20 protein-coding genes are annotated in these 23742 nt (G+C 74.9%); 14 read left to right on the top strand and 6 right to left on the bottom strand.

Features of this window, described 5'->3' with window-relative positions:
- Positions 1-31 precede the first annotated feature (31 nt).
- Positions 32-481, bottom strand: coding sequence for an Lrp/AsnC family transcriptional regulator (locus MUK52_RS07035; protein WP_114054640.1), 450 nt, complete (start codon positions 479-481; stop codon positions 32-34).
- Positions 482-623: 142 nt separating this feature from the next.
- Between MUK52_RS07035 and MUK52_RS07030 the strand changes: the two genes are divergently transcribed.
- The 12 genes from MUK52_RS07030 to MUK52_RS06975 all read left to right on the top strand — a co-directional run bounded on the left by MUK52_RS07030 (position 624) and on the right by MUK52_RS06975 (position 14682).
- A complete protein-coding gene (locus MUK52_RS07030) occupies positions 624-1625 on the top strand; it encodes an asparaginase (RefSeq protein WP_114054641.1) in 1002 nt (333 codons plus the stop codon).
- A 622-nt stretch (positions 1626-2247) separates the two neighbouring features.
- Complete coding sequence (locus MUK52_RS07025) at positions 2248-2622, top strand: helix-turn-helix domain-containing protein (RefSeq protein WP_246042386.1); 375 nt, start codon at positions 2248-2250, stop codon at positions 2620-2622.
- 59 nt (positions 2623-2681) lie between these two features.
- Positions 2682-2867: an LxmA leader domain family RiPP gene (locus MUK52_RS07020; protein ID WP_114054643.1), complete on the top strand. Its 186-nt coding sequence runs from the start codon at positions 2682-2684 to the stop codon at positions 2865-2867.
- 206 nt (positions 2868-3073) lie between these two features.
- Entirely contained in the window at positions 3074-4039 is a 966-nt protein-coding gene (locus MUK52_RS07015) for an LLM class flavin-dependent oxidoreductase (protein WP_284575105.1), read from the top strand.
- 4 nt (positions 4040-4043) lie between these two features.
- Positions 4044-4679 carry a flavoprotein gene (locus MUK52_RS07010; RefSeq protein ID WP_114054645.1) on the top strand — a complete coding sequence of 212 codons (636 nt, stop codon included), beginning with the start codon at positions 4044-4046 and terminating at the stop codon, positions 4677-4679.
- Positions 4676-5611, top strand: a complete 936-nt coding sequence (locus MUK52_RS07005) for a phosphotransferase family protein (RefSeq protein ID WP_284575102.1) — start codon at positions 4676-4678, stop codon at positions 5609-5611. The genes MUK52_RS07010 and MUK52_RS07005 overlap by 4 nt, the downstream gene beginning before the upstream one ends.
- A complete protein-coding gene (locus MUK52_RS07000) occupies positions 5608-8154 on the top strand; it encodes an insulinase family protein (protein ID WP_284575100.1) in 2547 nt (848 codons plus the stop codon). The genes MUK52_RS07005 and MUK52_RS07000 overlap by 4 nt, the downstream gene beginning before the upstream one ends.
- Positions 8151-9338 carry a class V lanthionine synthetase subunit LxmK gene (gene lxmK / locus MUK52_RS06995; RefSeq protein WP_246042388.1) on the top strand — a complete coding sequence of 396 codons (1188 nt, stop codon included), beginning with the start codon at positions 8151-8153 and terminating at the stop codon, positions 9336-9338. The genes MUK52_RS07000 and lxmK overlap by 4 nt, the downstream gene beginning before the upstream one ends.
- On the top strand, positions 9335-10375 hold the full coding sequence (locus tag MUK52_RS06990; protein WP_114054648.1) for a T3SS effector HopA1 family protein: 1041 nt from the start codon (positions 9335-9337) through the stop codon (positions 10373-10375). Before lxmK ends, MUK52_RS06990 begins: the two co-directional genes overlap by 4 nt.
- Before the next feature lie 70 nt (positions 10376-10445).
- A complete protein-coding gene (locus MUK52_RS06985) occupies positions 10446-11243 on the top strand; it encodes an ABC transporter ATP-binding protein (protein WP_114054649.1) in 798 nt (265 codons plus the stop codon).
- Positions 11219-12796: a transporter gene (locus MUK52_RS06980; protein WP_284575096.1), complete on the top strand. Its 1578-nt coding sequence runs from the start codon at positions 11219-11221 to the stop codon at positions 12794-12796. The genes MUK52_RS06985 and MUK52_RS06980 overlap by 25 nt, the downstream gene beginning before the upstream one ends.
- Before the next feature lie 98 nt (positions 12797-12894).
- Positions 12895-14682, top strand: coding sequence for an ABC transporter ATP-binding protein (locus tag MUK52_RS06975; RefSeq protein WP_284575095.1), 1788 nt, complete (start codon positions 12895-12897; stop codon positions 14680-14682).
- A gap of 433 nt (positions 14683-15115) precedes the next feature.
- On the opposite strand, the gene MUK52_RS06965 is transcribed toward MUK52_RS06975, so the two are convergent.
- Positions 15116-16396 (bottom strand): MFS transporter, encoded by a 1281-nt coding sequence (locus MUK52_RS06965; protein ID WP_216827058.1) that lies wholly within the window; start codon positions 16394-16396, stop codon positions 15116-15118.
- A 72-nt stretch (positions 16397-16468) separates the two neighbouring features.
- On the opposite strand from MUK52_RS06965, the gene MUK52_RS06960 reads away from it, so the two are divergent.
- Positions 16469-16861, top strand: coding sequence for a MerR family transcriptional regulator (locus tag MUK52_RS06960; protein WP_114058524.1), 393 nt, complete (start codon positions 16469-16471; stop codon positions 16859-16861).
- Between the two features lie 212 nt (positions 16862-17073).
- Here MUK52_RS06960 and meaB read toward each other — a convergent pair whose 3' ends face one another.
- The 4 genes from meaB to MUK52_RS06940 form a co-directional block, all read right to left on the bottom strand.
- Positions 17074-18060 carry a methylmalonyl Co-A mutase-associated GTPase MeaB gene (meaB, locus tag MUK52_RS06955; RefSeq protein WP_114054652.1) on the bottom strand — a complete coding sequence of 329 codons (987 nt, stop codon included), beginning with the start codon at positions 18058-18060 and terminating at the stop codon, positions 17074-17076.
- Positions 18061-18074: 14 nt separating this feature from the next.
- On the bottom strand, positions 18075-20285 hold the full coding sequence (gene scpA, locus MUK52_RS06950) for a methylmalonyl-CoA mutase (protein ID WP_174250364.1): 2211 nt from the start codon (positions 20283-20285) through the stop codon (positions 18075-18077).
- Positions 20282-22141, bottom strand: coding sequence for a methylmalonyl-CoA mutase family protein (locus MUK52_RS06945; protein ID WP_284575091.1), 1860 nt, complete (start codon positions 22139-22141; stop codon positions 20282-20284). Before MUK52_RS06945 ends, scpA begins: the two co-directional genes overlap by 4 nt.
- Before the next feature lie 266 nt (positions 22142-22407).
- Positions 22408-23124 (bottom strand): DUF2470 domain-containing protein, encoded by a 717-nt coding sequence (locus MUK52_RS06940; RefSeq protein ID WP_284581670.1) that lies wholly within the window; start codon positions 23122-23124, stop codon positions 22408-22410.
- 198 nt (positions 23125-23322) lie between these two features.
- On the opposite strand from MUK52_RS06940, the gene MUK52_RS06935 reads away from it, so the two are divergent.
- Positions 23323-23718 (top strand): cell division protein SepF, encoded by a 396-nt coding sequence (locus tag MUK52_RS06935; protein WP_114054655.1) that lies wholly within the window; start codon positions 23323-23325, stop codon positions 23716-23718.
- The last annotated feature ends 24 nt before the right edge of the window (positions 23719-23742 follow it).

The following is a 23742-nucleotide window of genomic DNA, read 5'->3' as shown; positions in this document are numbered from 1 at the left end:
GCATACCGGTCTTCCGGGCGGCGGTTGCGGCTCAGACCGGGAGGCCCGTCGGCCCCTTGATCCGCTTCATGATGATCTGCGAGTTGACCTCCGTGACCCCGGAGAGCGCGGTCAGCTTCTCGATCCACAGGCGCTCGTACGCGCGCAGGTCCACCACCGCGATCCGCAGCAGGCAGCCGGGGCTGCCGAAGAGGCGGTACGCCTCGATGACGTCCGGGATGTCCTGCAGGGCCGCCTCGAACGCCTCGACGGCCTCCCGGTCGCGGCGCACCTCCACCGATACGAGCACCTCGAAGCCGCGCCCCACCGCCTCCGGGTCGATCACCGCCCGGTAGCCGCGGATCACGCCGTCCTGCTCCAGCTGCCGGACGCGCCGCATGCAGGGGGACGGGGTCAGGCCCACCCGCTGGGCGAGCTCCTGGTTGCTGAGCCGACCGTCGGCCTGGAGCTCGCGCAAGATTTCACGATCGATGGCGTCCATGGAGCAATAATCCACCACGGATGCGCGTCCCGCAGGGCGGCAGCGGCAATCGCATTGCGTAACGAAACGCCTATCATTGCCCGCAGTGCTGTGTCTCAGCACATCAGTACGAGTTATCACCCGCACGCGGGAAAGGGTGGCCATGGGGCGGATCGTCGTCATCAGCACCGGCGGCACGATAGCCAGCCGCTGGCAGGGCTCCGGCTTCGCCGCCGACGCCGACGGGCGCGAGGTCATGGCCACGGCGCCGCTCCCCGAGGGGGTCACCGTCGAGGTCATCGACCTCTTCAGCGTCAACAGCCCCCGGCTGACCACTGCCCACCAGCTGACCCTGCTGCACACCGTGCACGAGGTCCTCGCCGACCCCGGCGTCGACGGCATCGTCGTCACCCACGGCACCGACACCCTCGAGGAGTCGGCCTTCCTCGTCGACCTCCACCACCACGACCCGCGCAGCGTCGTCTTCACCGGCTCGCAGCTGCCGATGGGGACCGCCGAGGGCGACGGGCCGGGCAACCTGTACGACGCTCTCCTCGTCGCCGCCACCACCCGCGAGCTCGGCGTCCTCATCAGCTTCGCCGGGCGGGTGCACGCAGCCCGCGGCACCGTCAAGACGCAGGCCGTCGCCCTGGACGCCTTCGCCGACCCCTCCCGGGAGCTCCTCGGCAAGACCGGCTTCGGCAAGGTCACCGTCCTGCGCCGGCCCCAGCGGCCCGAGCCGCTGCCGCTGCCCGCCATGCCGGAGCGGCCGCCGCGGGTCGACATCGTCATGCACCACGCCGACGGCGACCCCCTGCTGTTCGAGGCCGCGATGGCCGCCGGGGCGCGGGGCATCGTCCTCATCGGCACCGGCGCCGGCAACGCGACCCCCGAGATCGTCGACGCCGTACGGGCGGCGGTCGCGCAGGGGGTGCTCGTCGCCCTCACGACCCGGGTCGCCGCCGGGCCCGTCACCGAGATCTACACCCACGGAGGGGCCGTCGACCTGGTCGCCGCCGGAGCCGTGCCCACCGGTACGCTGCGCGCCGGGCAGGCCCGCATCGCGGTCCTCTCCGCGCTTCTCGCCTCCACCGACCCCGAGGCGCAGGCCCGCACCCTCCGCGAAACGGCCTGCCCGACGGGGCCGGTCCTCCTCAGCGCGTAACGCGGCGCCGCGCGTTCGGCTCCCCGGACTGCGCGGCATGCCCCTTGCGCATCGCGTGAGCCCGCGCCGTCGGGCCGGCGGTCACGTGTGAGGGCCGTCCCCCATGCCCTTCCGGCCGGCACCCGCCAGGCCGGCAGCCGCGCTGCCCGGGCCTGCGTGCCCTGCCGCTCGGCGGTGCTCCGTCCGCGCGTGCTTCACGCCGGCGCGCAGCGGGTCCTCGTCGACGACGCTCCGAGAAGGGTGCCGTTCGTTGGCTTGAGACGGCCGGATCCGTCCCTTCGGTCCCCTCGGGTCTCACCCGCACAACGGTGCAGGCGCGTGGTTGCGAGGGCAAATTGTGCGGCTGGCATCCGATAGCGGTGAGGGCGTATGGCGCGTGGTGGGTGTCGGCGCGCGTGGCGCAGAAGGAGTCGGTGTTCTGTGGAGGTTTCCAGGGCGCGCCTTTTGATCGCAGGTCAGCGATCCCTTCGGAGGGCAAATCCCGCCTCCCTGGCATGTTTCAATCGTCAACTTTGCTGATTTTGCTGGTTTGTTACCTGCACCTACAATCGCCGTCACGACAGTCGATCGGGGGAGTGTGACTGATTTGCGCACAGAAATATCCCGTCAGGGGTTGCTCGCCGTGCGGGACTTTGACCAGGTTCCGGCGCAGCGGGTCGGGCCCGGCGGGCACGATGGCGGCGCGTGCCAGTGCGCCATGCTCGGCGGTGCCGTGCACGATCCGCGGGGGATCGGGACGCTGACCGAACGGGAGCGGCAGGTGCTCGCGCTGCTCGGGCAGGGTCTGGCCAACCGGGTCATCGCCCGGCGGCTCGGCATCGTCGAGCGGACCGCCAAGGCACACGTCGCGAGCATCGTGGAGAAGCTCGGGGTCAGCTCCCGGCTGGAGGCCGCGCTGATGGCACACCTGCACCATGAGCTGCTGTGTCCGCGGGAAACTGTCCCAACGGACACCTCCCCAAGGGCCAATGGCCGACACCTGCAACGGGGTTGTTGACTGGACAGCGTCCGCCGGAACAAGGGGCGGACGTTCCCGTCGAACATCCGGAGAGTGCAGTGCAGAACATCGAGAACGTCGAGATCATGGAGCTCGTCGGCGGCTTCGAGGCGTACGCCCAGGCCGCCGAGCTGAACTTCGAGGCCTCGGCCGACGCCCCGGCCATCACCCCGACCCTCACCACCATCGCCTACACCAAGGTGACGGTCGCGGGCACCGCCGCGTCCATCAAGTGGACCTGCTGACCACGTCGGCAGTGAGGCCGTACGACGGCTGAACCCGGCGGTCCTGGGCGCGGGCAAGGCGCCCAGGACCGCCGCTGCCGTGCCGCGGGCCGGTACCGGCCCGCGGCAGGTGCCGCCATTATCCCGCCGTATCGCGCACTCACGTTCCGCCGCCGGAACCCCGAATCTCCCGCTCTTCCACTTCCGTGACTCCAGGAGGTCCGGCGATGAGCCGCAGCGTGTCCGTCGTCCTGCCGATCGTCCCGACCCGCGCGGAACAGGCCGCCCCGTTCGCCGCGTTCGTGCAGTGGCGCGCAGCGCGGGCCCTGTGGCTGGGGCAGGTGCTGCTGAGCGAGCAGCACCAGATCATGGCGCAGCTCGGCGGCATGGGCCTGCGCGTGCCGTTCGGCACCGGCGTCTCCCTGATGCCGCTGCGCCACCCCGTGCAGGCCGCGCTGGAGGCCCGTACGCTCGCCGCCGTGACCGGACACCCGGTGACCGCCGGCTTCGGGCCCGGTGCCCCGGCCTTCCAGCGCGCCGCGCTCGGCGCCCCCTACGCGAGCCCGCTCACCGCCTGCCGCGAGTACCTGCACCTCGTCCGACGCCTTCTCGACGGCGCCGAAGTCGACCAGGGCGGAAACTACTTCTCCTACACCGGCTCCCTGCCGCCCACCCCCGCCCCGCCCGTCGAGGTCGGGCTCGGCGTGCTGCGCCCGGGCATGGCCCGCGTCGCCGGAGAAGCCGCCGACGTCGCCGTCACCTGGCTGGCGCCCCCCTCCTACCTGCGCGACGTCATCCTGCCCGCGCTGCGCGCAGGGGCCCAGGCCGCCGGCCGGCCCGTGCCGCGGGTCGCCGCGATCGTCCCCATGGCCGCTGCGGCAGACGGGCGCGACGTCCGCGCCGCCCTCGCCGCCGGGCACGCCGGCCACTTCGCCGGACCGCACTACGCGGACATGCTCGCCCGCGCCGGGGTCGGCGTCGACCCCGACGACCCCCTCGCCACCGCCGGACGCCTGGCCGCCGCCGGCGGCGCCCTCACCGGAGGCCCGGACGAGCTGGCCGCGGGCATCGCCGCCTACCACGAGGCCGGCGCCGACGAGGTCGTCCTCAACAACGCCGGAGTCGGAATGCTGGAGGGGCCCCGCCCCGTCCTGCGCGACCTCGAAGCCCTCTTCACCGGGAACGGGTGGTAGCGCCGTGGAACCCCGCGACTCCACCCCGGGCGATACCGCCGCCGACAGGCTCCCGTTCACCCGGCTGCTCCTCGTCGCCACCGGCTCCGTCTCCGCCTCCGAGCTGCCCTCCTGGATCCTGTGGCTGCGCAGCACCCACCCCGCGCTCGAGGTCCAGACCGTCCTGACGCCCAGCGCCCGGAGGTTCGTCACCCCGGAGGCGCTCAACCTGCTCACCAGCCGCCGCACCCTCGTCGACTCCTGGCCCGAGGAGCCCGTGCTGCGCGCCCCCCACGTCGACCTGACCGCATGGGCCGAAGCCGTCGTCGTCTATCCCGCGACGTTCTCCTACACCGCCCGCCTCGCCCTCGGCCTCGCCGACAGCCCGTCGCTGCTGACCGCCCAGTGCACGGCCGCGCCCGTCGGTGTCGCACCCGCCCTGCCTCCCGGCGGCGCGCAGAGCCACGCCTACCGCGCACATGTCGACGCCCTGTCCACCCGGCCGAACACCGTCGTCGCCGCACCGGTGCCCGCGCTCAGCATGACCACCGGCCGCATGGACAGCTGGGCCGCCGCCCCGCTGCCCGACCTCCTCGGCGCCGTCGCCGCCCTGCACCGCCGGCTCGCCGCGGGCCGCCCCGAACCGGAGTCCGCCGCGTGAGCGGGACCGTCGTCGACGCCTTCGGCACCGGACTGCTCGACACCACCGTCACCGCCCTGCCCGGCGGCGGCCACCGCTGGCTGCGCCGCCCGGGCCCGGCCTCCGCCGACGGGTTCACCCCGCTTGCCGACCGGCTGCGCGAAGCCGTCGGGGCGGTGCCCGCCGGCGCCCCCGTGCGCCCGCTGCTCGGACGGCCCGCGCCGGACGGCGCCCGTATCTACGACGCCCCGGGCCGCCACTCCGCCGCCCACTGGCTGATCACCGGCGGCGGACCGCACGCCGCCCCCGGAGGCGCCCGCGCCCTCGCCGACGTCCTGCGCGGGGTCGGCGCGCTGCTCGCCGCCCTGCACCGGCAGCCCGTTCCCGACGAGGCCCGCCGGCCCTCCCGCGCCGCCGTACGGCTGCACCGCTGGCTTTCCGGCCGTACAACCGCCGCCGGCGCGACCCCCGCCGACCTGCTCGGCGCGGAGGCCGTCGGGCCGCTGCGTGCCTGGGCAGCCGAGGCCGTGCAACCCTCCGACGGGCACGTCCTCTCGCACGGCGCCCCCGGCCTCGGCGCGCTCGTCCTGCCCGGCCCCGACGGCACCCCGGACGGCCCGGCCGCGCTGCTGACCGGCGAGGACCTGTGCGCGGCACCGCCGCACCTCGACCTCGGCTGGATGGTCGGCGAACTCGTCGAACTGCGCTGGCTGATGGGCTGCGCCACCGAGCCGCGCGACTGGCAGCAGCCGGTCGACGCGCTCCTGGACGGCTACGGCAGCGGCCATGCCGCCGGGCCCGCCGCCCGCGCCCGCGAGAGCCACCTCCGCGGCGGAGCCCTGCGCATCGCGCTGCACGCCCACGACACGGCGGCCTACCTCCCCGACTCGGTCGGCCAGGCCAGGCTGTACGGGGTGCTCGCCACTGCTTTCACGAAGGAGGCCGCCGCATGACCGACGGCAGCACCGGGATCCGCAGACTGGTCCTCGGCAACGGGCTGCGCGTCGTCGTCGACACGGCCCCCGGCGTCGGCCTCACCGCGGTCGCGGTGCACTACGGCGCCGGCTTCCGCTCGGAGCCCGAAGGCCGCGCCGGCCTCGCCCACCTGCTGGAACACATGATGTTCGAGGGCAGCGAACACTTCCCCGACCGCGCCTACTTCACCGCCCTCATGGCGTCCGGAGGCGCCGCCGAGGGCACCACCCACCAGGACTACACGGACTACGTCCACACCGTGCCGGCAGCCGCCCTCGGGCGGGCCCTGGCCGCCGAGGCCGACCGGATGCGGGCCCCCCGCTTCACCGCCGCCTCTCTCACCGAGCAGCTCGCCGGCGTCGAGGCGGAGATCAGGGCCGCCGGCCACGACTCGCCCCTCGGCGTCCTGCCGTGGCCGCTCCTCGCCGGCCTCATGTACGACCGCTGGGCCAACGCCCACGACGGCTACGGCGACCTTCCGGCCCTCGCCCGCCTGACCCCCGCGGACTGCACCGACTTCTTCCGTGCGCACTACACCCCCGGCAACGCCGTGGTGACGGTGTCCGGGGGCGGCGAGCCCGACGAGGTGGGCGCGCTCGTCGCCCGCCACTTCTCCGGCGTCCCCGCGGGCCCTGCCGCACCGGCCCGCCCCGCCCTCGCCGAACCGCCGCTGGCCGCCGACCGCACCGCCGTGCGGAGGCTGGCCCGGGGCGGCGCCGTGACCGTCGGCTACCGGCTGCCCGACCCGGCGGCCGACCTCGACGACTACCTCGACCGGATCGTGGCCGCCCGGCTGCTCACCACCCCGGCCGCCGACGCGGGCTGCGGCTTCTTCGGGCCGCTCGACGCCCTCGACCCCGACACCCTCGTCATCGCCCTGCCCGCCGCCGACAAGGACGGCGCACGCGCCGCGCTGGACGGCCTCGACGCCGCCCTCGCCGAACTCGCCGGCGCCGGGCTCGCCGACCGCCGGGTGCAGGAGGCCGCCGAACGGCTCGCACAGGAGCACCTGCGCGACCACCACGGGCCGGCCGCCCGGGCCCGCGCGCTCGGCCGGCTGGAGATCCTCTTCGGCCGGCCCGGCCTCCTCGACGAGCTGCCCGCGCGGCTGCGCGCCGTCTCCACCGACCGGGTCCGCGCCGCCGCCCGGGCCATGACCGCCCAGCACCGGGCCGTCCTCGCGCTGCTCCCGGGCGGCGAACCGGTGCCGTTCCGCGGCCTCCGCGCCGCCGGGGCCCCGGCGGCGCGCCCCGGTTCCGCCCCGGTCACGGCCGGCCGCGCCGCCGCCGGAGCGGGCTCCCGCGCGGGCTCCCGGCGCAGCACCGACGGGCAAGCCGGGCCGGGGCTGCCCGCGTACGCCGAGAGCGGCACGGGTCCGGGCCCCGGCCGCCCGGCCGTGGCCGCCGTCCGCGACGCGCGGGCGCCCCTCGTCGAGCTGCGGCTGCGGCTGCCCGCCCCGGCCGGTGCGGCACCCGCCGACCGCGAGCGCCTCGCGCTGGTCCTCGCCGACCGCTGGGCCGCCCGCCACCCCCGCTCCGGCCCGGCCCGCGCCACCGTCGAGAGCGGGGCCGTGCTGCTGGAGGCGTGGCTGCCCGCGCCCGCCCCGCACCCGGCCGCCCTCGCCGGGCTGCTCGCCGAACCGCCCACCCCTGCGGAACTCGCCACCGCCGAGCCGCGGGCCCGCGCCCGGATGGGATCCCGTGTCACCGACCCCGCCTGGCTCGCCGAACAAGCCCTGCGCCGCCGGATCCTGGGTGCCGAGCCCGCGCCCGCCGCGGCGCCGGGGCTGCCGTGCGCCGGCGGGATCGAGCTGACCGCCGTCGGCGACCTGGACCCCGACGCCTGGACCGCCGCGGCTGCCGAGGCCCTGCGCCCCCTGGCCGCCGGCATCGCCGCACCGCCCCGGCCCCCGGCCGCCGCCGCCGAGGGCCTCGCCCTGCTGAGGCTGCCTCCTGGCGTCCCCGCGGACGCCTCGGAGCTGCTGTGGGCCGCGCCCGAGTCCGCCGCGGCCGGGTCGTTCGCCGCCCGCTGGCTCGCCGTGGCCGTGGTCGGCGGCAGCCAGCCCGGCGCCCGCCTCCCCGCATTGCGGACCGCCGCCGCCCCGTACGGCTTCCACACGTACGCCGGCCGGTTCGGCGACCACGCGGGAACCGGGCCGCTGATCCAGGTCCGCGCCCGGCTCCCGCACCACGGCGCGGCCGAGGCCGCCGCCGCGGTCCGCGAGGAGCTGCGGCGCACCGGCACGGCGCCACCCACCGAAGCGGAGGCGGACGCCGCCCGCCGGTACTGCGCGGGCCAGTTCGCCCTCGTCCCGCAGACCCAGGCCGCGCTCGCCGACCAGCTCTCCGGCTGGCTGGCCTCCGGCCGGCGGGCCGACGAGTTCGCCGGCTTCCCCGCCGCCCTGTACGACGTACCCGCCGACGACGTGGCCCGCACCTGCGCCGCCCTGTTCGCCCAGCCCGCCTACGCCGGGGTCCTCGCCGCGCCGGCGACCCACCACCCGGCCGAGGAGACGCCGTGACCCGCACCGCCACCGCCCCCACCCGCCCGCCGTCCGGCGCGGCCGCCTCGACACCCCGTACGGAGCTGCGCTTCCGCCCCGTCGACCTGGACACCGCCCCCGAGGTCGACGCCCTGCTGCGCCGGATCGGCACCGGCCCCTTCGACCGTGCCGACGTCACCGCCCTGCCCGGCCGCAACGACACCTGGGCCGGCCGGACCACCGGCGGCGCCCGCGTCTTCGTCAAGCGCCTGACCGGGCCCGCCGACGACGTCGCCGCCCGCATGGACCGGGCGCTGGCCTTCGAACGGATCACGGCCGGCGCACCGGGCGGAGTCCTGCGCGGCCCTGCCCTGCTCGGCAGCGACCGCGAGGCGGGGCTGCTCGCCTTCGAGTATCTCCACGACGCCCGCAGCGGCGCCGAACTGATGGCCGACCAGGAGTTCACGCCCGAGCTGGCCCGCCGCGCCGGCACCGCGCTCGGCTTGCTCCACGCCCGCCCCGCCGGGGCGGAGCGGTTGGACCGGGCCGTGCCCGGCATGCCGTCGGCCGCGCTTCTGGAGGCCCTCCCCGCCGCCGCGTTCGAGGAGCTCAGCGGCGGCGAGCTGGAGACCTGGCGGCTCCTGCAGAACGACGGCCCGCTGATCGGCGCCGTGGACCGGCTGCTCGCCGCGGAGCGGGCCGCGCCGCGCGTCCCCGCCCACTGCGACCTCCGGCTGGACCAGTTCCTGGTGACGGCCCCCGCCGCGGCGGGCGGCCGCGCGGAACTGTACGCGGCCGACTGGGAGGAGTTCCGGCTCGCCGACCCGGCCCGCGACGTGGGCGGCTTCGCGGGGGAGTGGCTGCACCGCGCCGTACACGACATCGTCACCTCCCGCGGCGACACCGACACCGCCGCCTTCGCCGGGCTCGCCATGACCCGCGAGACCGTACTCGCCCGCGGGGCGCAGAAGCTGGCCCGGCTGCGGCCGCTGGTGCAGGAGTTCTGGGGCGGCTACCGCGACGCCCGGCCGGACGCCGACCCGGGGCTCGCCGAGCGGGCCACCGCGTTCGCCGGCTGGCACCTGCTGGACCGCCTCCTGGCCGGCGCCGCCCGGTCCAACCGCCTGCTCGGCATCGAACGCGCCGCCGCAGGAATCGGCCGGACCGCCCTCCTCGCCCCCGCCCGCTTCACCCACGCCGTCGGCCTCGGAGACCCCTCGTGAATACCGCCCCCGCCCCCGCCACCGGCAGCACCGCCCCGGCCCTCGCCCCCGCGCTCGCCCGCGCCGTCGACGGGATCCGGCTCTCCGCCGACGGCCGCACGGCCACCGTCGGCCCCCGCACCATCGAGGCCGACTCCGCCCGCGAACTCCAGCAGCGCCTCGGCGCCGCCCTGTACGAGGTGTTCCACACCGGCCGCGCCGAGGCCGACACCCGCCGCCGGCCGCTCCTCGTGCGCGACCACGCCTTCGAGCGGGAACTGGCTGCCGCGCTGCCACACCGTGAGGTGGAGCGCACCGGAGTCCTGCTGCGCCCCTCGCAGGACGGGGCCGGCGACGGGGCCGGCGAGGCCCTGGTGACCTGGGACGGGGTGCGCGTGCGGGTGCCCGCCGGGCGGCTGCGCGCCGACGGGCCGCTCACGGCCGGCGCCGAGGTGCGCGTGACCGCCTCACCGGCCCGCCCCGCCCTGTCGCCCGGCTTCTTCTACGCCACAGGATCGCGCGAGCCGCACTTCGACGCCGAACTCCTGCGCGTGTACGTGCACATCACCGACCCCGCACGGGCGGCCGCCGTCTGGAGCGCCGTCCTGGGACGCCTGGAGGCCGCCGGAGCCGGCTACCACGCCAAGGTGCTCTCCGACGCCGACTCCTACCCGCGCCGCGACGCCCTCGTCGTCTACCTGGGCGCCGAGTCGCGGGCCGCCTGCCACACCGTCGCCGACGCCGTCCGAGGCCTGCCCGGCATCGGCCCGGACACCTCCGTCTTCACTCACCGCCTCGGACCCGGCACCGCCGTCGCCTGGGAGCCGGACGACCCCCGGCCCGGCGCGGGCGGCCTGAGCTTCGGCCAGCACCGGGCCGCGGCCCTCGCCGAGGCCGCCGTACGGGCCCACGGGCACACCCCGGCAGCCGCCCGCGCCGGCGAAGCGGACGGTTCCGCCGGCGCGGACGGCGCCGAGGGTGCGTTCACCGCGGCCGGCATCGACCCCGCCGCCCCCTACCGGAACCTGGGCTCCCCCGCGCTGCCGCCCGCCTCCTGAACGGCACGACCCGCGAGCTTCCCCCCACCGCCTGCACCACCGCCCCCACACGCACCGAAAGGCACCGCCCATGCAACGGCCCCCCGAGAACGACGCGGCTCAGGCCGCCGTGGAAGTGCGCGGTCTGCGCAAGCAGTTCGGCGACAAGACCGCCGTCGCCGGCATCGACCTGACCATCCCCCGCGGCAGCTTCTACGGCCTCGTCGGCCCCAACGGAGCCGGCAAGACGACCAGCCTGTCGATGATCACCGGCCTGCTGCGGCCCGACGCCGGGACCGTCACCGTCGCCGGGTACGACGTCTGGCAGGACCCCTACGAGGCCAAGCACCGCATCGGCATCCTGCCCGACGGCCTGCGCCTCTTCGAGCGGCTGTCGGCGCGCGAACTGCTGCGCTACACCGGCCGGCTGCGGGAGCTGCCGGCCGCCGACACCGAGGCCCGCGCCGAGGCGCTGCTCGACGTGCTCGGACTGGCCGAGGCCGCCGACAAGCTCGTCGTCGACTACTCCACCGGCATGCGCAAGAAGATCGGCCTCGCGGCAGCCCTGCTGCACAACCCGCCCGTCCTGTTCCTCGACGAGCCGTTCGAGAGCGTGGACCCGGTTTCCGCCGAGACGATCCGCGAAGTGCTCCGCCAGTACACCGCGAGCGGCTCCACGGTGGTCTTCTCCAGCCATGTCATGGAGCTGGTGTCGGCGCTGTGCAGCCATGTCGCCGTCATGGCCGGGGGACGCGTGGTGTCCGCCGGCACCCTGGACGAGGTGCGCGCCGGGCGCAGCCTGAACGACCGCTTCATGGAACTGGTCGGCTCCCGCGCCGACAAGGCGAAGGGAGGGAGCCTCGCATGGTTGGGGTCTTCTTCGGGCTGAAGCTCGCCCTGCTGCGCAGCAGCCTGCGCCGCAGCACCGGCCGCGCCGTCGGCTTCGTCGCCGGCGCCGGCATAGCCCTGGCCGGGGCCTGCTACACGGCCGCCGGACTGGCCGGCAACCACGGCGGGGAGCGCGCCGCCGATGTCACCGTCCTCGCGTTCACCGGGCTCGCCGTGGCCTGGCTGGCCCTGCCCGTCTCGTTCGGCGCCGGCGGCGACGAGAGCGCCGACCCGACCCGGCTCGCCGTCCTGCCGGTACGGCCCCGTCGGCTGATTGCGGGGGCCACGGTATCGGCGCTGATCGGGCCCGGGCCGCTCTGCACGCTGATCGTGATCACCGGCGCGGTGGCCGGGGCCGCGGACGGTGCCTTCGACTCCGCTGTCGGAGCGGCGGCCGCCGTCCTGGCCGTGCCGCTCATGCTGCTGCTCTGCGTCGTCGCCTCCCGGGCCGTGCTCGCCGCGTTCGCCCGCGCCCTGACGGGACGGCGCGGCAAGGACGCCGCCGCGCTCGGCGGGGTCCTCGCCGCGGTCGGCGGCTACGCCGCGTACCTGCTGCTGACGACCGCCGGCTCGGTGCCGGCGCTGCCGCCCGTCGTCGCGCGGGTGCTGCGCTGGGCGCCGCCCGGCTGGCCCGCCGACGCCGTCCGGGCCGCCGCCGAGGGCCGCACGGGCACCGCCCTGCTCGAACTCGCCGGCACCGCCGTGCTGATCGGGCTGCTGATGGTGTGGTGGCACGCCTCCCTCGCCCGGCTGATGACCACGGCGGACGCCTCCACCGCGCAGGCCGTGAAGGTGCGGGCCGGCCAGGGCACCGGCCCGCGGGCCCGGCTCCTGGCTTCCAGCCGCTCCCTGCTCGTCGCCCACCACCAGTTCGGCGCGTTCCTGCGGGCGCCGCGGCACCGGATGACGATGATCGCCGCGTTCGCGTACGCCCTGCTGTTCCCGGTGGTGATGGTGCCGGTCGGCGCGAAGACCCCGTACGTGGTCGTCGGAGGGGCCTGGGTGTTCGGCCTGACCGTCCCGGGCGTGCTGTTCGCGCTGGACGGCTCCGCGATCTGGACGAACGTCGCCACCCTGCGCACCGCCGCCCAGGCGCGCGCCGAGCTCGTCGGCCGGATGCTGCCGCAGCTGGCCCTCATCGCCCCTTGGCTGACGGCCGTCGCCGTCGGCATCGCCCTCGGCACCGGGCGCACCGACCAGCTCGCACCCGCCCTGGGCATCACGTTCGCGCTGCTCGGGGTGACGTTCGCGATGGGGATGGTCATCAGCGTGTACCACCCCTACCCGTATCCGGAGGACCCGTTCAGCGTGAGTGCCCCCGGCCAGAGCGGCGGCTACCACCTGGCGAACTTCCTCAGCTCGATGCTGGGGAGCGTCGTCATCGCCCCGGTCATCGCCGGCGCGTTCCTGCTGGACGGGACGGCCTCCTCGTGGCTGCTGCTGCCGATCGGGACGGCGTACGGGCTGCTGGCCGCCGCTCTGACGCTGCGGGTCATGGGACAGCGGCTGTTCGAGCGGGCTCCGGAGATCCTGGCCGTGCTGCGGATGTCCTGACCGCGTGCCGGACACGGGACCGGCCCCGGCGGCCGGGCCCGCCCCCGTACCCACCCCGCCCACCGACCCGACTTCTCCGGACCGAGGAGCCCACGACGATGCAAGAGTCGGCCTTCCGCGCCCTGCTGGGGCACGCCCGCCCCCATCGCACCGCCCTGGTCGCCGGTGCGGCCCTGAGCACCCTCGGCGGTGTCGCGGGCCTCGCCCAGCCGCTGGTCGCCAAGTCGTTCGTCGAGGCGCTCGCCGTCGACGAGCCCGTCTTCCGGCAGGTGCTGCTGCTGGGGCTGCTGATCGTCGGCGGAGCGCTGGCGGCCGCGTTCGGCGGGTACACCGTCGAGCGGGCCGCCGAGAGCGTGGTCCTCGGCGCGCGCCGCCGCCTCGTCGCCCGGCTGCCCCGGCTGCGCGTCGCCGACCTGGACCGGCGGCCGCCCGGCGACCTGATCTCCCGGGTGACCGCCGACACCACGCTGCTGCGGGAAGCGGCGACGAACAACCTCGTCGACACCCTCGTCGGCGCCGTCACCCTCGTCGGCATGCTCGTCCTGATGGCCTGGCTGGACGTCGTCCTGTTCCTGGCCGTGCTGGGCGTCGTCGCCGCCATCGGGCTCTGCACGGCGCTGGTGATGCCACGCATCGCGCGGGCCGGGAAGGAGGCGCAGGAGGCCCTCGGGGCGCTCGGCGCAGGGCTGGAGCGGCTGCTCGGCGCCATCCGCACCGTGAAGGCGAGCAACGCCGAGCAGCGGGAGACCGCGGGCCTGGAGTCCGCGGCGCACGGCGCCTGGCGGGCCGGCATACGGGCCGCCGGGTGGGGCGCGGTCGCCGGCACGTCCAGTGGACTGGTCGTCCAGCTGGCGTTCCTGACGGTGCTCGGGCTGGGCGGCGCGCGCGTCGCGAACGGGTCGATGAGCGTCGCCTCGCTCATCGGCTTCCTGCTGTACCTCTTCTACCTGGTGGGCCCGGTTGCGCAGTTGGCGAGCGGCATCAGCGGCCTCCAGGTCGGCGTCGTCGCGGTGCGCCGCATCCACGAGGTGCTGGAACTGGAACCGGAGGCGGACGCCGCGGCGGTGGCGTCTCCCCGGGAGGGCGCCGAGCACCTTGTGCCCGCGGCACGGCAGGCCGGGGACCGCGGCGCCGCCATCGCTTTCCGGGACGTCGTCTTCCGCTACCGGGAGGACGGCCCGGCCGTGCTGGACGGGGCGTCGTTCGACGCCGGTCCTGGCGGGCTGACGGCTGTCGTCGGCCCCTCGGGCAGCGGCAAGAGCACCCTGTTCGCACTGCTGGAGCGCTTCTACGACATCGGCGGCGGCAGCGCCCGCATCGACGGCCGCGACCTGCGGGACTGGGAGCCGGCAGCCCTGCGCCGGGCCATCGGCTACGTCGAGCAGGACGCGCCCGTCCTCGCCGGCACCCTGCGCGCCAACCTGACGTTCGCCGTGCCCGACGCCGCCCCCGCGGACATCGACCGCGTCCTCGCACAGGTCCGGCTGACCGGCCTCGTCGACAGCCTCCCGCACGGCCTCGACACGGAGGTCGGCCACCGCGGCACCGCCCTGTCCGGCGGGCAGCGGCAGCGCGTCGCCATCGCGCGGGCCCTGCTGCGCCAGCCCCGCGTGCTCCTCCTCGACGAGGCCACCTCCCAGCTCGACGCGCTCACCGAGAGCGAGCTGCGCGACGTCATCGCGGAGGTCGCCGAGACGACGACCGTGCTCGTCGTCGCCCACCGGCTGTCCACGGTCACCGACGCGCGCCGCATCCTCGTCCTGGAGGACGGGCGCGTACGCGCCGCCGGCACCCACGCCGAACTCCTGCGGGACGACGACCTCTACCGGCGGCTCGCCGCCACGCAGATGCTCGCCGCGTCCTCGCTCGCAGACCCGGTTCCCTGATCCTGTGCGCCGTCCGAGCGTGAGAGGCGCGCGGCCGAGGGGGCGGGCGCTGAGTCCCGGCCTCGGCAAGCGGCGGGGCGGGGGAGCGGCAGCCCCGCCGCTTCGCGGCCGTCTCGGACTAACTGGGTTTCAGAATGCCTTCAGGAAGCGGCGATGGCAGACGTCCGCTCGGCGTTGTGGCGTATGGGGCGCCTCTCGAAGGGATGGAGCCAGGTTTGCGCTCTCACCCCATCCGGTGCATCCGGTACCAGAGCCCTGCCAGTGCGACACGGTCGGGAACGCGGAGTTGTCCGGGGGATCGGTGCCTGCGCGGCGGTGGTGTGGGAGGCAGGGACGCACCGTGTTCCCACAGGTCAACCGGACCAAGATCGTCAGTCCGTGTCGGGATTCCGGCTCTGGCGAGGTGGCGTGCGCGAGATGGCTCCGGCAGGTCTCAAGGGATGACGTGGTTGTCCGGCCGGGTCGTACGAGGGCTGAAGCCGTCGTTGATGACCTTGTAGAGCTTCAGGACAACGATGCTGGTGGGGACTACGAGGATCATCAGCATCCCGCAGCCGGCGAGGACGGCCGGGGCCCCGGCCCGGTCGAGGAGGAAGCCTCCGAGCGCGGCTCCAAGGGGGGAGGCTGTCAGGAGTACGGCGCTGCGCGCGGCCAGGACCGTGGTGAGCGAGTCGGCGGGTGTGCGGTCCTGGATCAGGGTGAAGGAGAGCGCGGAGTAGGGGCCGTAGACGAGTCCGGCGAAGGCGAATCCGATCAGAGAAGGAAGGGCGGTGTCCGCGAGGGCGAAGGGGAGCATGCCGATGCCGTGGCCGGCGATGATGCCGAGCATGGCCGGCCACAGGGGGAACCGTCTGGCCGCGCCCAGGGCGAGAGCTCCGATGACGGCGCCGATACCGAAGGCGGCCCAGTAGACGCCGAGCAGCCCCGCGTCGGCACCGAGGTCGGCGGAGACGAACGAGGGCAGGGCGACTTCGACGGGTCCGAAGGCCAGGTTGAACACCCAGGTCACGAGGAGCAGGCCGAGGAGCTCCGGCTGACGGCGCAGGATGCTCAGTCCGCGCCGTGCCCCTCCGGTATGCGGGGGTGCTGGTGAGCGGGGCACGGTGGTACGGCTGGTCTGGAGGGCGAGCACGGCGAAGGTGGCGGCGTCCAGGCCGAGGATCCATGCCGGTGACACCACTCCCATGAGAAGGCCCGCGAGAGCGGGGCCCGCGATGGTCGCGCCCCACAGACTGGTGCCCAGCACGCTGTTGGCCGCCAGGCGCTGGTCGTCGGAGAGCAGAGGAGCGAAGAGCGCGTGCTTTCCGGCCTTGCCCCAGGCGTGAAGCAGCGAGGAGGCGCCCAGGAGCCCGACGTACACGGCCGGGGTGAGCAGCCCTGCCAGGTGTGCGAGCGGGATGGCCCCCAGCAGTACGGCCCGTAGCGCCGAGTCGGCGACCAGGAGCCGCCGCGCGGGAAGCCGACGCATCCATCTGCCCAGGACCAGTGCGCCCAGCGCTCCGGGCAGGACGTAGGCGGCGACGGCGATACCGGCGAGCGCGCCCTGGCCGCCATCGGGCCCCAGTGCGAACGCAAGCCACGCGACTGCGACGACGGTCATGCCGTCGCCCAGGTCGGACAACGCGAAGACCGGCATCAGCCGCCGGAAGGTGCGGTCGGCGAACAGGGAGCGGTAGGGGCCGGGTATCAGCCGTCCCGGTGCTGCTGAGAACATGCAGGCCACAGTCGTCCTTCAAGCACGCTTGAAGTCAAGACCGGCCCGAGGATCGAGGAGAGGGGGGTGGGCATGCGACATCTGCCCATCGGTGAGCTCGCGGCCAGAACCGGCGTCCGGGCCTCGGCGCTGCGCTACTGGGAGGAGCGCGGTCTGCTGCCCGGCGCGCGGCGCGAAGGAGGGCGCCGGGAATGGCCCGCGACCGCCGTCCGCCGGGTGGCCCTGGTCAAGATGGCTCAGCGGGCAGGCTTCACACTCGCCGAGATCACGCAACTGCTGGCCGACGACACCTCCCCGTCCGCCACCCGCCAGTGGCGGGACATGGCTACGCGCAAGCTACCCGAACTCGATCGGCACATTGCGCAGGCTCAGGCCCTGCGGCAGGCAGTTGCGGACTGTCTGGAGTGCGGCTGCATGAAATTCGACCAATGTGTACTGCTCGACACGACGGATGCGGCGCCCTGACCGGGTGCCACCCGGCCGATGTGCGTGGGACCGCGGGGCCCGGAGGGGTAGACCTCCCTGCGTGACGCAGGTGCAGCCAACCGGTCGGATGGGGCGCCGAAGGGGAAGATGCGTATGACTGGCCGTTTCGGAACAAGATCAGCACGCACCCGGATGCCCTGCCGGCCCAGATCATCAAGCACGGGGCCCGCGGCTCACTCATCCTGAAACGATCAGCAAGCCCCCGTGAAGGCCCTCAGGAGGCCGTCCGCCGCCAGCGTCGGTGTCAGGGTGCCCGCCCGTACGCGGGCCTCCAGCGCCGGGGCCAGGTCCCGTACCGCCGGGTGGGTGCGGAGGCGGTCCAGGAGTTCCTCCTGGACCATCGACCACGTCCACTCCACCTGCTGGGCGGCCCGCTTCGCGGCCAGCCGGCCCCCCGCCTCCAGCAGCCGCCGGTGCTGCTCCAGCCGGTTCCAGACCTCGTCCAGCCCGGTGGACTCCCGCGCACTGCACGTCAGGACGGGCGGCGTCCACGCCGCGTCCGCCGGGTGCATCAGCCGCAGCGCGCCGGAGAGTTCGCGGGCGGCGGCGCGTGCGTCGCGTTCGTGCGGCCCGTCGGCCTTGTTCACGGCCAGGACGTCGGCCAGTTCCAGGACGCCCTTCTTGATGCCCTGGAGCTGGTCGCCGGTCCGCGCCAGCGACAGCAGCAGGAAGGAGTCGACCATTCCGGCGACGGTCGTCTCGGACTGCCCGACGCCGACCGTCTCGACGAGGACGACGTCGTACCCGGCCGCCTCCATCACGATCATCGACTCGCGGGTGGCCTTGGCGACCCCGCCGAGCGTGCCCGCCGACGGGGAGGGCCGTACGAACGCGGCCGGGTCGACCGACAGCCGTTCCATCCGCGTCTTGTCGCCGAGGATGGACCCGCCCGTCCGCTTGGACGACGGGTCCACCGCGAGGACGGCGACCCGGTGCCCCAGCCCCGTCAGCATCGTGCCGAACGCGTCGATGAACGTGGACTTCCCGACGCCCGGTACGCCGCTGATCCCGATGCGCCGGGCCCGCCCCGCGTGGGGCAGCAGTTCCGTCAGCAGGGTCTGCGCCAGCGCGCGGTGCGCGGGCAGCGTCGACTCGACGAGGGTGATCGCCCGCGCGACGAGCGCGCGCTTCCCGTCGAGGACGCCCTTCGCGTACGCCTCGATGTCGATCTTCGGCACCGGCCGGCCCCCGCCTACAGCTCGTGGCCCAGATCCGCGGCGAGCCGCGTCACCAGGTCGTGGGCCGCGTCGGGGATGACCGTGCCGGGCGGGAACACCGCAGCCGCGCCCATCTCCAGCAGGGTCGGCACGTCGGCCGGGGGGATCACCCCGCCCACCACGATCATGATGTCCTCGCGCCCCTCCTCCGCGAGCTGCTCGCGCAGCGCCGGGACGAGGGTCAGGTGGCCGGCCGCCAGCGACGACACGCCCACGACGTGGACGTCCGCCTCGACGGCCTGGCGGGCCACCTCCGCCGGGGTCTGGAACAGCGGGCCGACGTCGACGTCGAAGCCCAGGTCGGCGAAGGCCGTCGCGATGACCTTCTGGCCGCGGTCGTGCCCGTCCTGGCCCATCTTGGCGACCAGCACGCGCGGACGGCGGCCCTCCGCCTCCTCGAACCGGTCGACGAGGGAACGGGTGCGCTCCACGTTCGGGGACTCCCCTGCTTCGCTGCGGTACACACCGGAGATCGTACGGATCTGGCTCGCGTGCCGTCCGTACACCTTCTCCAGGGCGTCCGAGATCTCGCCCACCGTCGCCTTCGCGCGCGCCGCGTCGACGGCGAGCGCGAGGAGGTTGCCCTCCAGGCCCTGCCCCGCGCCCCGCTCGGCGGCGTTGGTCAGGGCGCGCAGCGCGTCCTGGGTGCGGGCCTCGTCGCGCTCCGCGCGCAGCCGCCGCAGCTTGTCGATCTGCTGCGTCCGCACCGCCGAGTTGTCGACCTTGAGGACCTCGATCTGCTCGTCGCTGTCGACGCGGTACTTGTTGACGCCGATCACCGGCTGCCGCCCGGAGTCGATACGGGCCTGGGTGCGGGCCGCGGCCTCCTCCACGCGCAGCTTCGGGATGCCCGCGTCGATGGCCTGCGCCATGCCGCCGGCCGCCTCGACCTCCTGGATGTGCTGCCAGGCCCGGCGCGCCAGGTCGTACGTCAGCTTCTCCACGTACGCGCTGCCGCCCCACGGGTCGATGGTGCGGCAGGTCCCCGACTCCTGCTGGAGCAGCAGCTGCGTGTTGCGGGCGATGCGCGCCGAGAAGTCCGTCGGCAGGGCGAGCGCCTCGTCGAGGGCGTTGGTGTGCAGGGACTGGGTGTGGCCCTGGGTGGCCGCCATCGCCTCGATGCAGGTGCGGGTGACGTTGTTGAAGACGTCCTGCGCGGTCAGCGACCAGCCCGAGGTCTGCGAATGGGTACGCAGGGAAAGCGACTTGGCGTTCTTCGGGTCGAACTGCCGCACCAGCTTCGCCCACAGCAGGCGGGCGGCGCGCAGCTTCGCGACCTCCATGAAGAAGTTCATGCCGATCGCCCAGAAGAACGACAGGCGCGGCGCGAACGCGTCGACGTCGAGCCCGGCGCCCTGCCCGGCCCGCAGGTACTCCACCCCGTCCGCGAGGGTGTACGCGAGCTCCAGGTCGGCCGTCGCGCCCGCCTCCTGGATGTGGTACCCGGAGATCGAGATCGAGTTGTACCGCGGCATCTTCTGCGAGGTGAACGAGAAGATGTCCGAGATGATCCGCATCGACGGCTTCGGCGGATAGATGTAGGTGTTGCGGACCATGAACTCCTTGAGGATGTCGTTCTGGATGGTCCCGGCGAGCTTGTCGGGCGAGACGCCCTGCTCCTCCGCCGCCACGATGTACAGGGCGAGGACGGGCAGCACCGCCCCGTTCATCGTCATCGACACCGACATCCGGTCCAGCGGGATCCCGTCGAACAGCTGCCGCATGTCGTAGATCGAGTCGATCGCGACGCCCGCCATGCCGACGTCGCCGGTGACGCGCGGGTGGTCGCTGTCGTAGCCGCGGTGCGTCGGCAGGTCGAAGGCGACGGACAGGCCCTTCTGGCCGGCCGCCAGGTTGCGCCGGTAGAAGGCGTTCGACTCCTCGGCGGTGGAGAATCCCGCGTACTGGCGGATCGTCCACGGCTGGTTGACGTACATGGTGGGGTACGGGCCGCGCAGGAACGGCGCCGCGCCCGGGTACGTGGCGAGGAAGTCCAGGCCCTCCAGGTCGCGCCCGGTGTACAGCGGCTGCACCCCGATGCCCTCCGGGGTCTCCCACAGCAGGTCGCCGGTGTCGCTGCCCGTCGCCTCCTTCACGGCGCTGCGCCACTGGTCCTCGGACCCGGCGGACGGGGCGCCGCCGCGCAGGGGCAGGGCGGAGAAGTCGGGGATCTCGGTGCCGCTCACGGGGCCACTCCCATCCGGTCGAGGGCGCCGGACAGCACCGCGACCGCGTCGCAGCCGGCGTGGACGTGGTCGTCGGCGGCGCCGCCCGCGGTGCCGGGCCTGCCCGCGAGGTAGACGGTCGTCGCACCGGCCGAGCGCAGGGCCGCGGCCACGGCCTCGGCGTGCTCCTCGTACAGCGCGTCGCTGGAGCACAGCACGGCCGTGCCGTCGGCGCCGCTCGCCGCGTACGCCGCGGCGGCGGTCGACGCGTCCACCGACACCGGGTCGTGGACCGGCTGGATGCCGCCCGCCTGGAACAGGTTCGCGGCGAAGGTGGCGCGCGCGGTGTGCGCGGCGGCCGGGCCGAGGGCGGCGAGGAAGATCCGCGGCCGGGCGCCCGTCGCCGCGAGGTGCCGGTCGCTGCGGGCGCGCAGCGCCTCGTACGCCTCGTCGCGCCGTACGCGGGGCAGGCCGCCGGAGGGCGCCGCGGGGGCGGGGGGCCGCTCGGGCAGCTGCTCGGACAGCAGCGGGAACTCGCTGACTCCGGTGACGGGCTCGCGCCGCTTGGCGAGCTTCGCGGAGCGCTTCGCCCAGGTGGCAGCCAGCCGGTCGGCGACCAGGCCGGAGCGCAGGGCTGTGGCGAGGCCGCCGGCCTTCTCGACGGTCTGGAAGAACTCCCAGGCGGCGTCGGCGAGTTCGTCGGTGAGCCGCTCCACGTAGTAGGAGCCGCCGGCCGGGTCGACGACCCGCGCCAGGTGCGACTCCTCCAGCAGGATGGAGGAGGTGTTGCGGGCGATGCGGCGCGCGAACGCGTCGGGCAGGCCCAGCTCGTGGTCGAACGGCAGCACGGTGACGGAGTCCGCGCCGCCGACGCCCGCCGCCATGCAGGCGACGGTGGTGCGCAGCATGTTCACCCACGGGTCGCGGCGGGTCATCATCACCGGCGAGGTCACCGCGTGCTGGCGCTGGGCGCCGGCGTGCGGGGCGCCGCACGCCTCGGCGACGCGGGCCCACAGGCGGCGGGCCGCGCGGAACTTCGCGATGGTGAGGAACTGGTCGGCGGTCGCCGCGTACCGGAACTCCACCTGGCCGAGGGCCGCCTCGATGCCGAGTCCGCCGGCGGTCAGCGCCCGGAGGTAGGCGGTGCCGGCGGCCAGGGACAGGCCGAGCTCCTGCGCGGCCGAGCCGCCGGCCTCGTGGTACGGCAGGGCGTCGACGGCGAGGGCGCGCAGTCCGGGCCAGTTGGCGGCCGTCTCCCGGGCGAGGGCGACGGCGGCGTCGAGGCCGGCGGCCTCCCCGGTACGGGCCTCGTGGCCGAGCGGGTCGGCGCCGAGGCAGCCGCGGGCGGCGTCCGGGGCGGTCCCGCGCTCGGCGTACAGGGCGAGCAGGGCGCGGGCGGCCGCCTCGAAGTCGGCACCGGCGTCGAGGGAGACGGGGGCGAGGTCGAGGTACACGCCGTCGAGGGCCCGGCCGAGCGCGTCGACGGGGAGGCCGTCCCCGCCGAGGCACAGCCACAGCGAGGTGACGCCGTTCTCCAGGTCGGCGAGGACGGCCTCGTTGACCTGCGCGGGGTCGGTGCCGAGGTGCCGCTGCCGCACGTCCCAACCGGAGGCGGCACCGCCCGCGGGGGTGCCGCCCCGTACGAAGGGGGCGAAACCGGGGAAACCGGTGTCCGCGGGGGTGTCGGGCACGGTGTACAGCGGGCGGGTGAGGAGCCCGTCCTCTAGCTGGGTGGACAACGCGTCTTCCGCGGCTCCGCCGGATACGTCCTTGCCGGACTTGCGCAGTACGCCTTCTACCAGGCGCTGCCACTGCTCATGCGTCGCGTCAGGGAACTCGGCGGCCAGGGAGAGCCCGTCATCAGGCAGGACCGTCATGGCTCGAATGCTAGGGGGGTCACGGTGGGGACGACCATAAGCACTGGATGTGATCTCCCCCTCTCATGTGAGGGGGTAGGAGCGCGGAAGAGCGGGCACAACCGGAACCGTGCCCTGTTGGCGCGGCGGGCCCCGGGGCCGGCTCTGTGTATGCGCCGCGGGGCGCCCCGTGCGGCCGGGCGGGGCGGATCGCCCGGACGGCGGACCCGGCGGCGTGTCGGCCCGGACGGCCGGGCGGGGGCCGGCGCGCCCGGCCGCCCGCGGCGTCAGGCGGGCAGGGTGTTGCGGTGCGAGCGGCGGCGGGCCGCGCTGAAGAGGGCCTGCATCTGTGCGCCGGACTGCTCGACGTCGTCGAGGGGGGAGGGGAAGGCCAGGGTGGCGTCGCGGTGGCCGCGGCGCTCCTCCAGGCGGAGGGTGAGCCCGTAGCGGTCCATGGCCAGCGGCAGGGCGCGTACGAGGTCGGCGGTGGGCTGCGGGGTCACCAGGCGCAGCAGGAGCGTGACGAGCTCGGAGTGGTCGTCGAGGAAGTGCGTGAGCATCCCGGCCTCGTACGGGGCGAGGGGGTCGGGGGAGGCCGCCTCCAGCTCGCCGAGGCCGATGGAGGCGCGGCGGCCGTCCGGGGTCTCCAGGACGGCCCGGAGGAACTCGATGCAGGTGGAGCCCTCGGCGTCCTGGCCGCGGTAGGGGGTGAGGAGGCGGCCGGCGACGGTGACGCGGGCGCGGACCCGGTCGCGGACCGGGGTGGGCGCGATGTCGGTGAACTCCATCCGGATCGAGGGGCGTTCCTCCATCTCGCCGCCGGGTTCGGCGGGGTGCAGGTGCAGCCGGCCCAGCGGGTCGGTGCCGTCGAGGTGGCGCACCTCGGTGGGGACGCCGTCGGTGACGACGGTCATGGAGTGGGCGGCGGCCAGGATCGAGCGGACGCGCTCGGCGTCGGTGGGGCGGCCGGCGGCAGGGGTGGCGGGTGCACCGGACATGCGCATGCGGATCTCTCCATCGTCCTGGACTGCAAACTTAGGCATGCCTAACCTAACCGATTGTCGGTGGGGTGGACACCCCGCCCCGCCGAGACGCCCGCGTTTCCGTGCGCCCCCCGTGTCGGCCGTGTCGTTGTTGGGCTGAACGGGTGAAACACGAGAGGATGGGGGGATGCACATGAAGCGCGCGGCCGAGGCGGCCCGGTGAGCAGGTACGACGTCACGGACGAACAGTGGGAGGGTCTCGCGCAGGTGGTTCCCCTGCGCAGTCGCAACGAGTGGCCCTCACGGGTGGACCACCGCACGATCCCCGCGTCCTCCGGGACCGCGGCCGCCGAACAGCGGCGCTTCGTCGTGATCCGGGTGCAGGTCTTCGCCGACGCGCGGGAGGTGGCCGAGTACCTGATCGCGCAGGTCCCCGTCCTCCTCGACCTCACCGGGGCCGACACTGAAGTAGCCAAGCGGATCCTGGACTTCAGCAGCGGGGTCGTCTTCGGACTGGGCAGCGGCATGCACCGCGTCGACCGGAACGTCTTCCTGCTGGCCCCCGTCGGAACCGAGGTCGAGGGGATCGCGGCCGCGGCCGTCCCCCGATCGTAGGAAGGTCGCGCCGAGGTAACGGTT

Source organism: Streptomyces sp. 2P-4 (assembly GCF_030167965.1).
Taxonomy (GTDB): Bacteria; Actinomycetota; Actinomycetes; order Streptomycetales; family Streptomycetaceae; genus Streptomyces; species Streptomyces globosus_A.
Note: the sequence above shows the minus strand (reverse complement) of the source record. Positions and strands in the feature narration are given on the sequence as shown.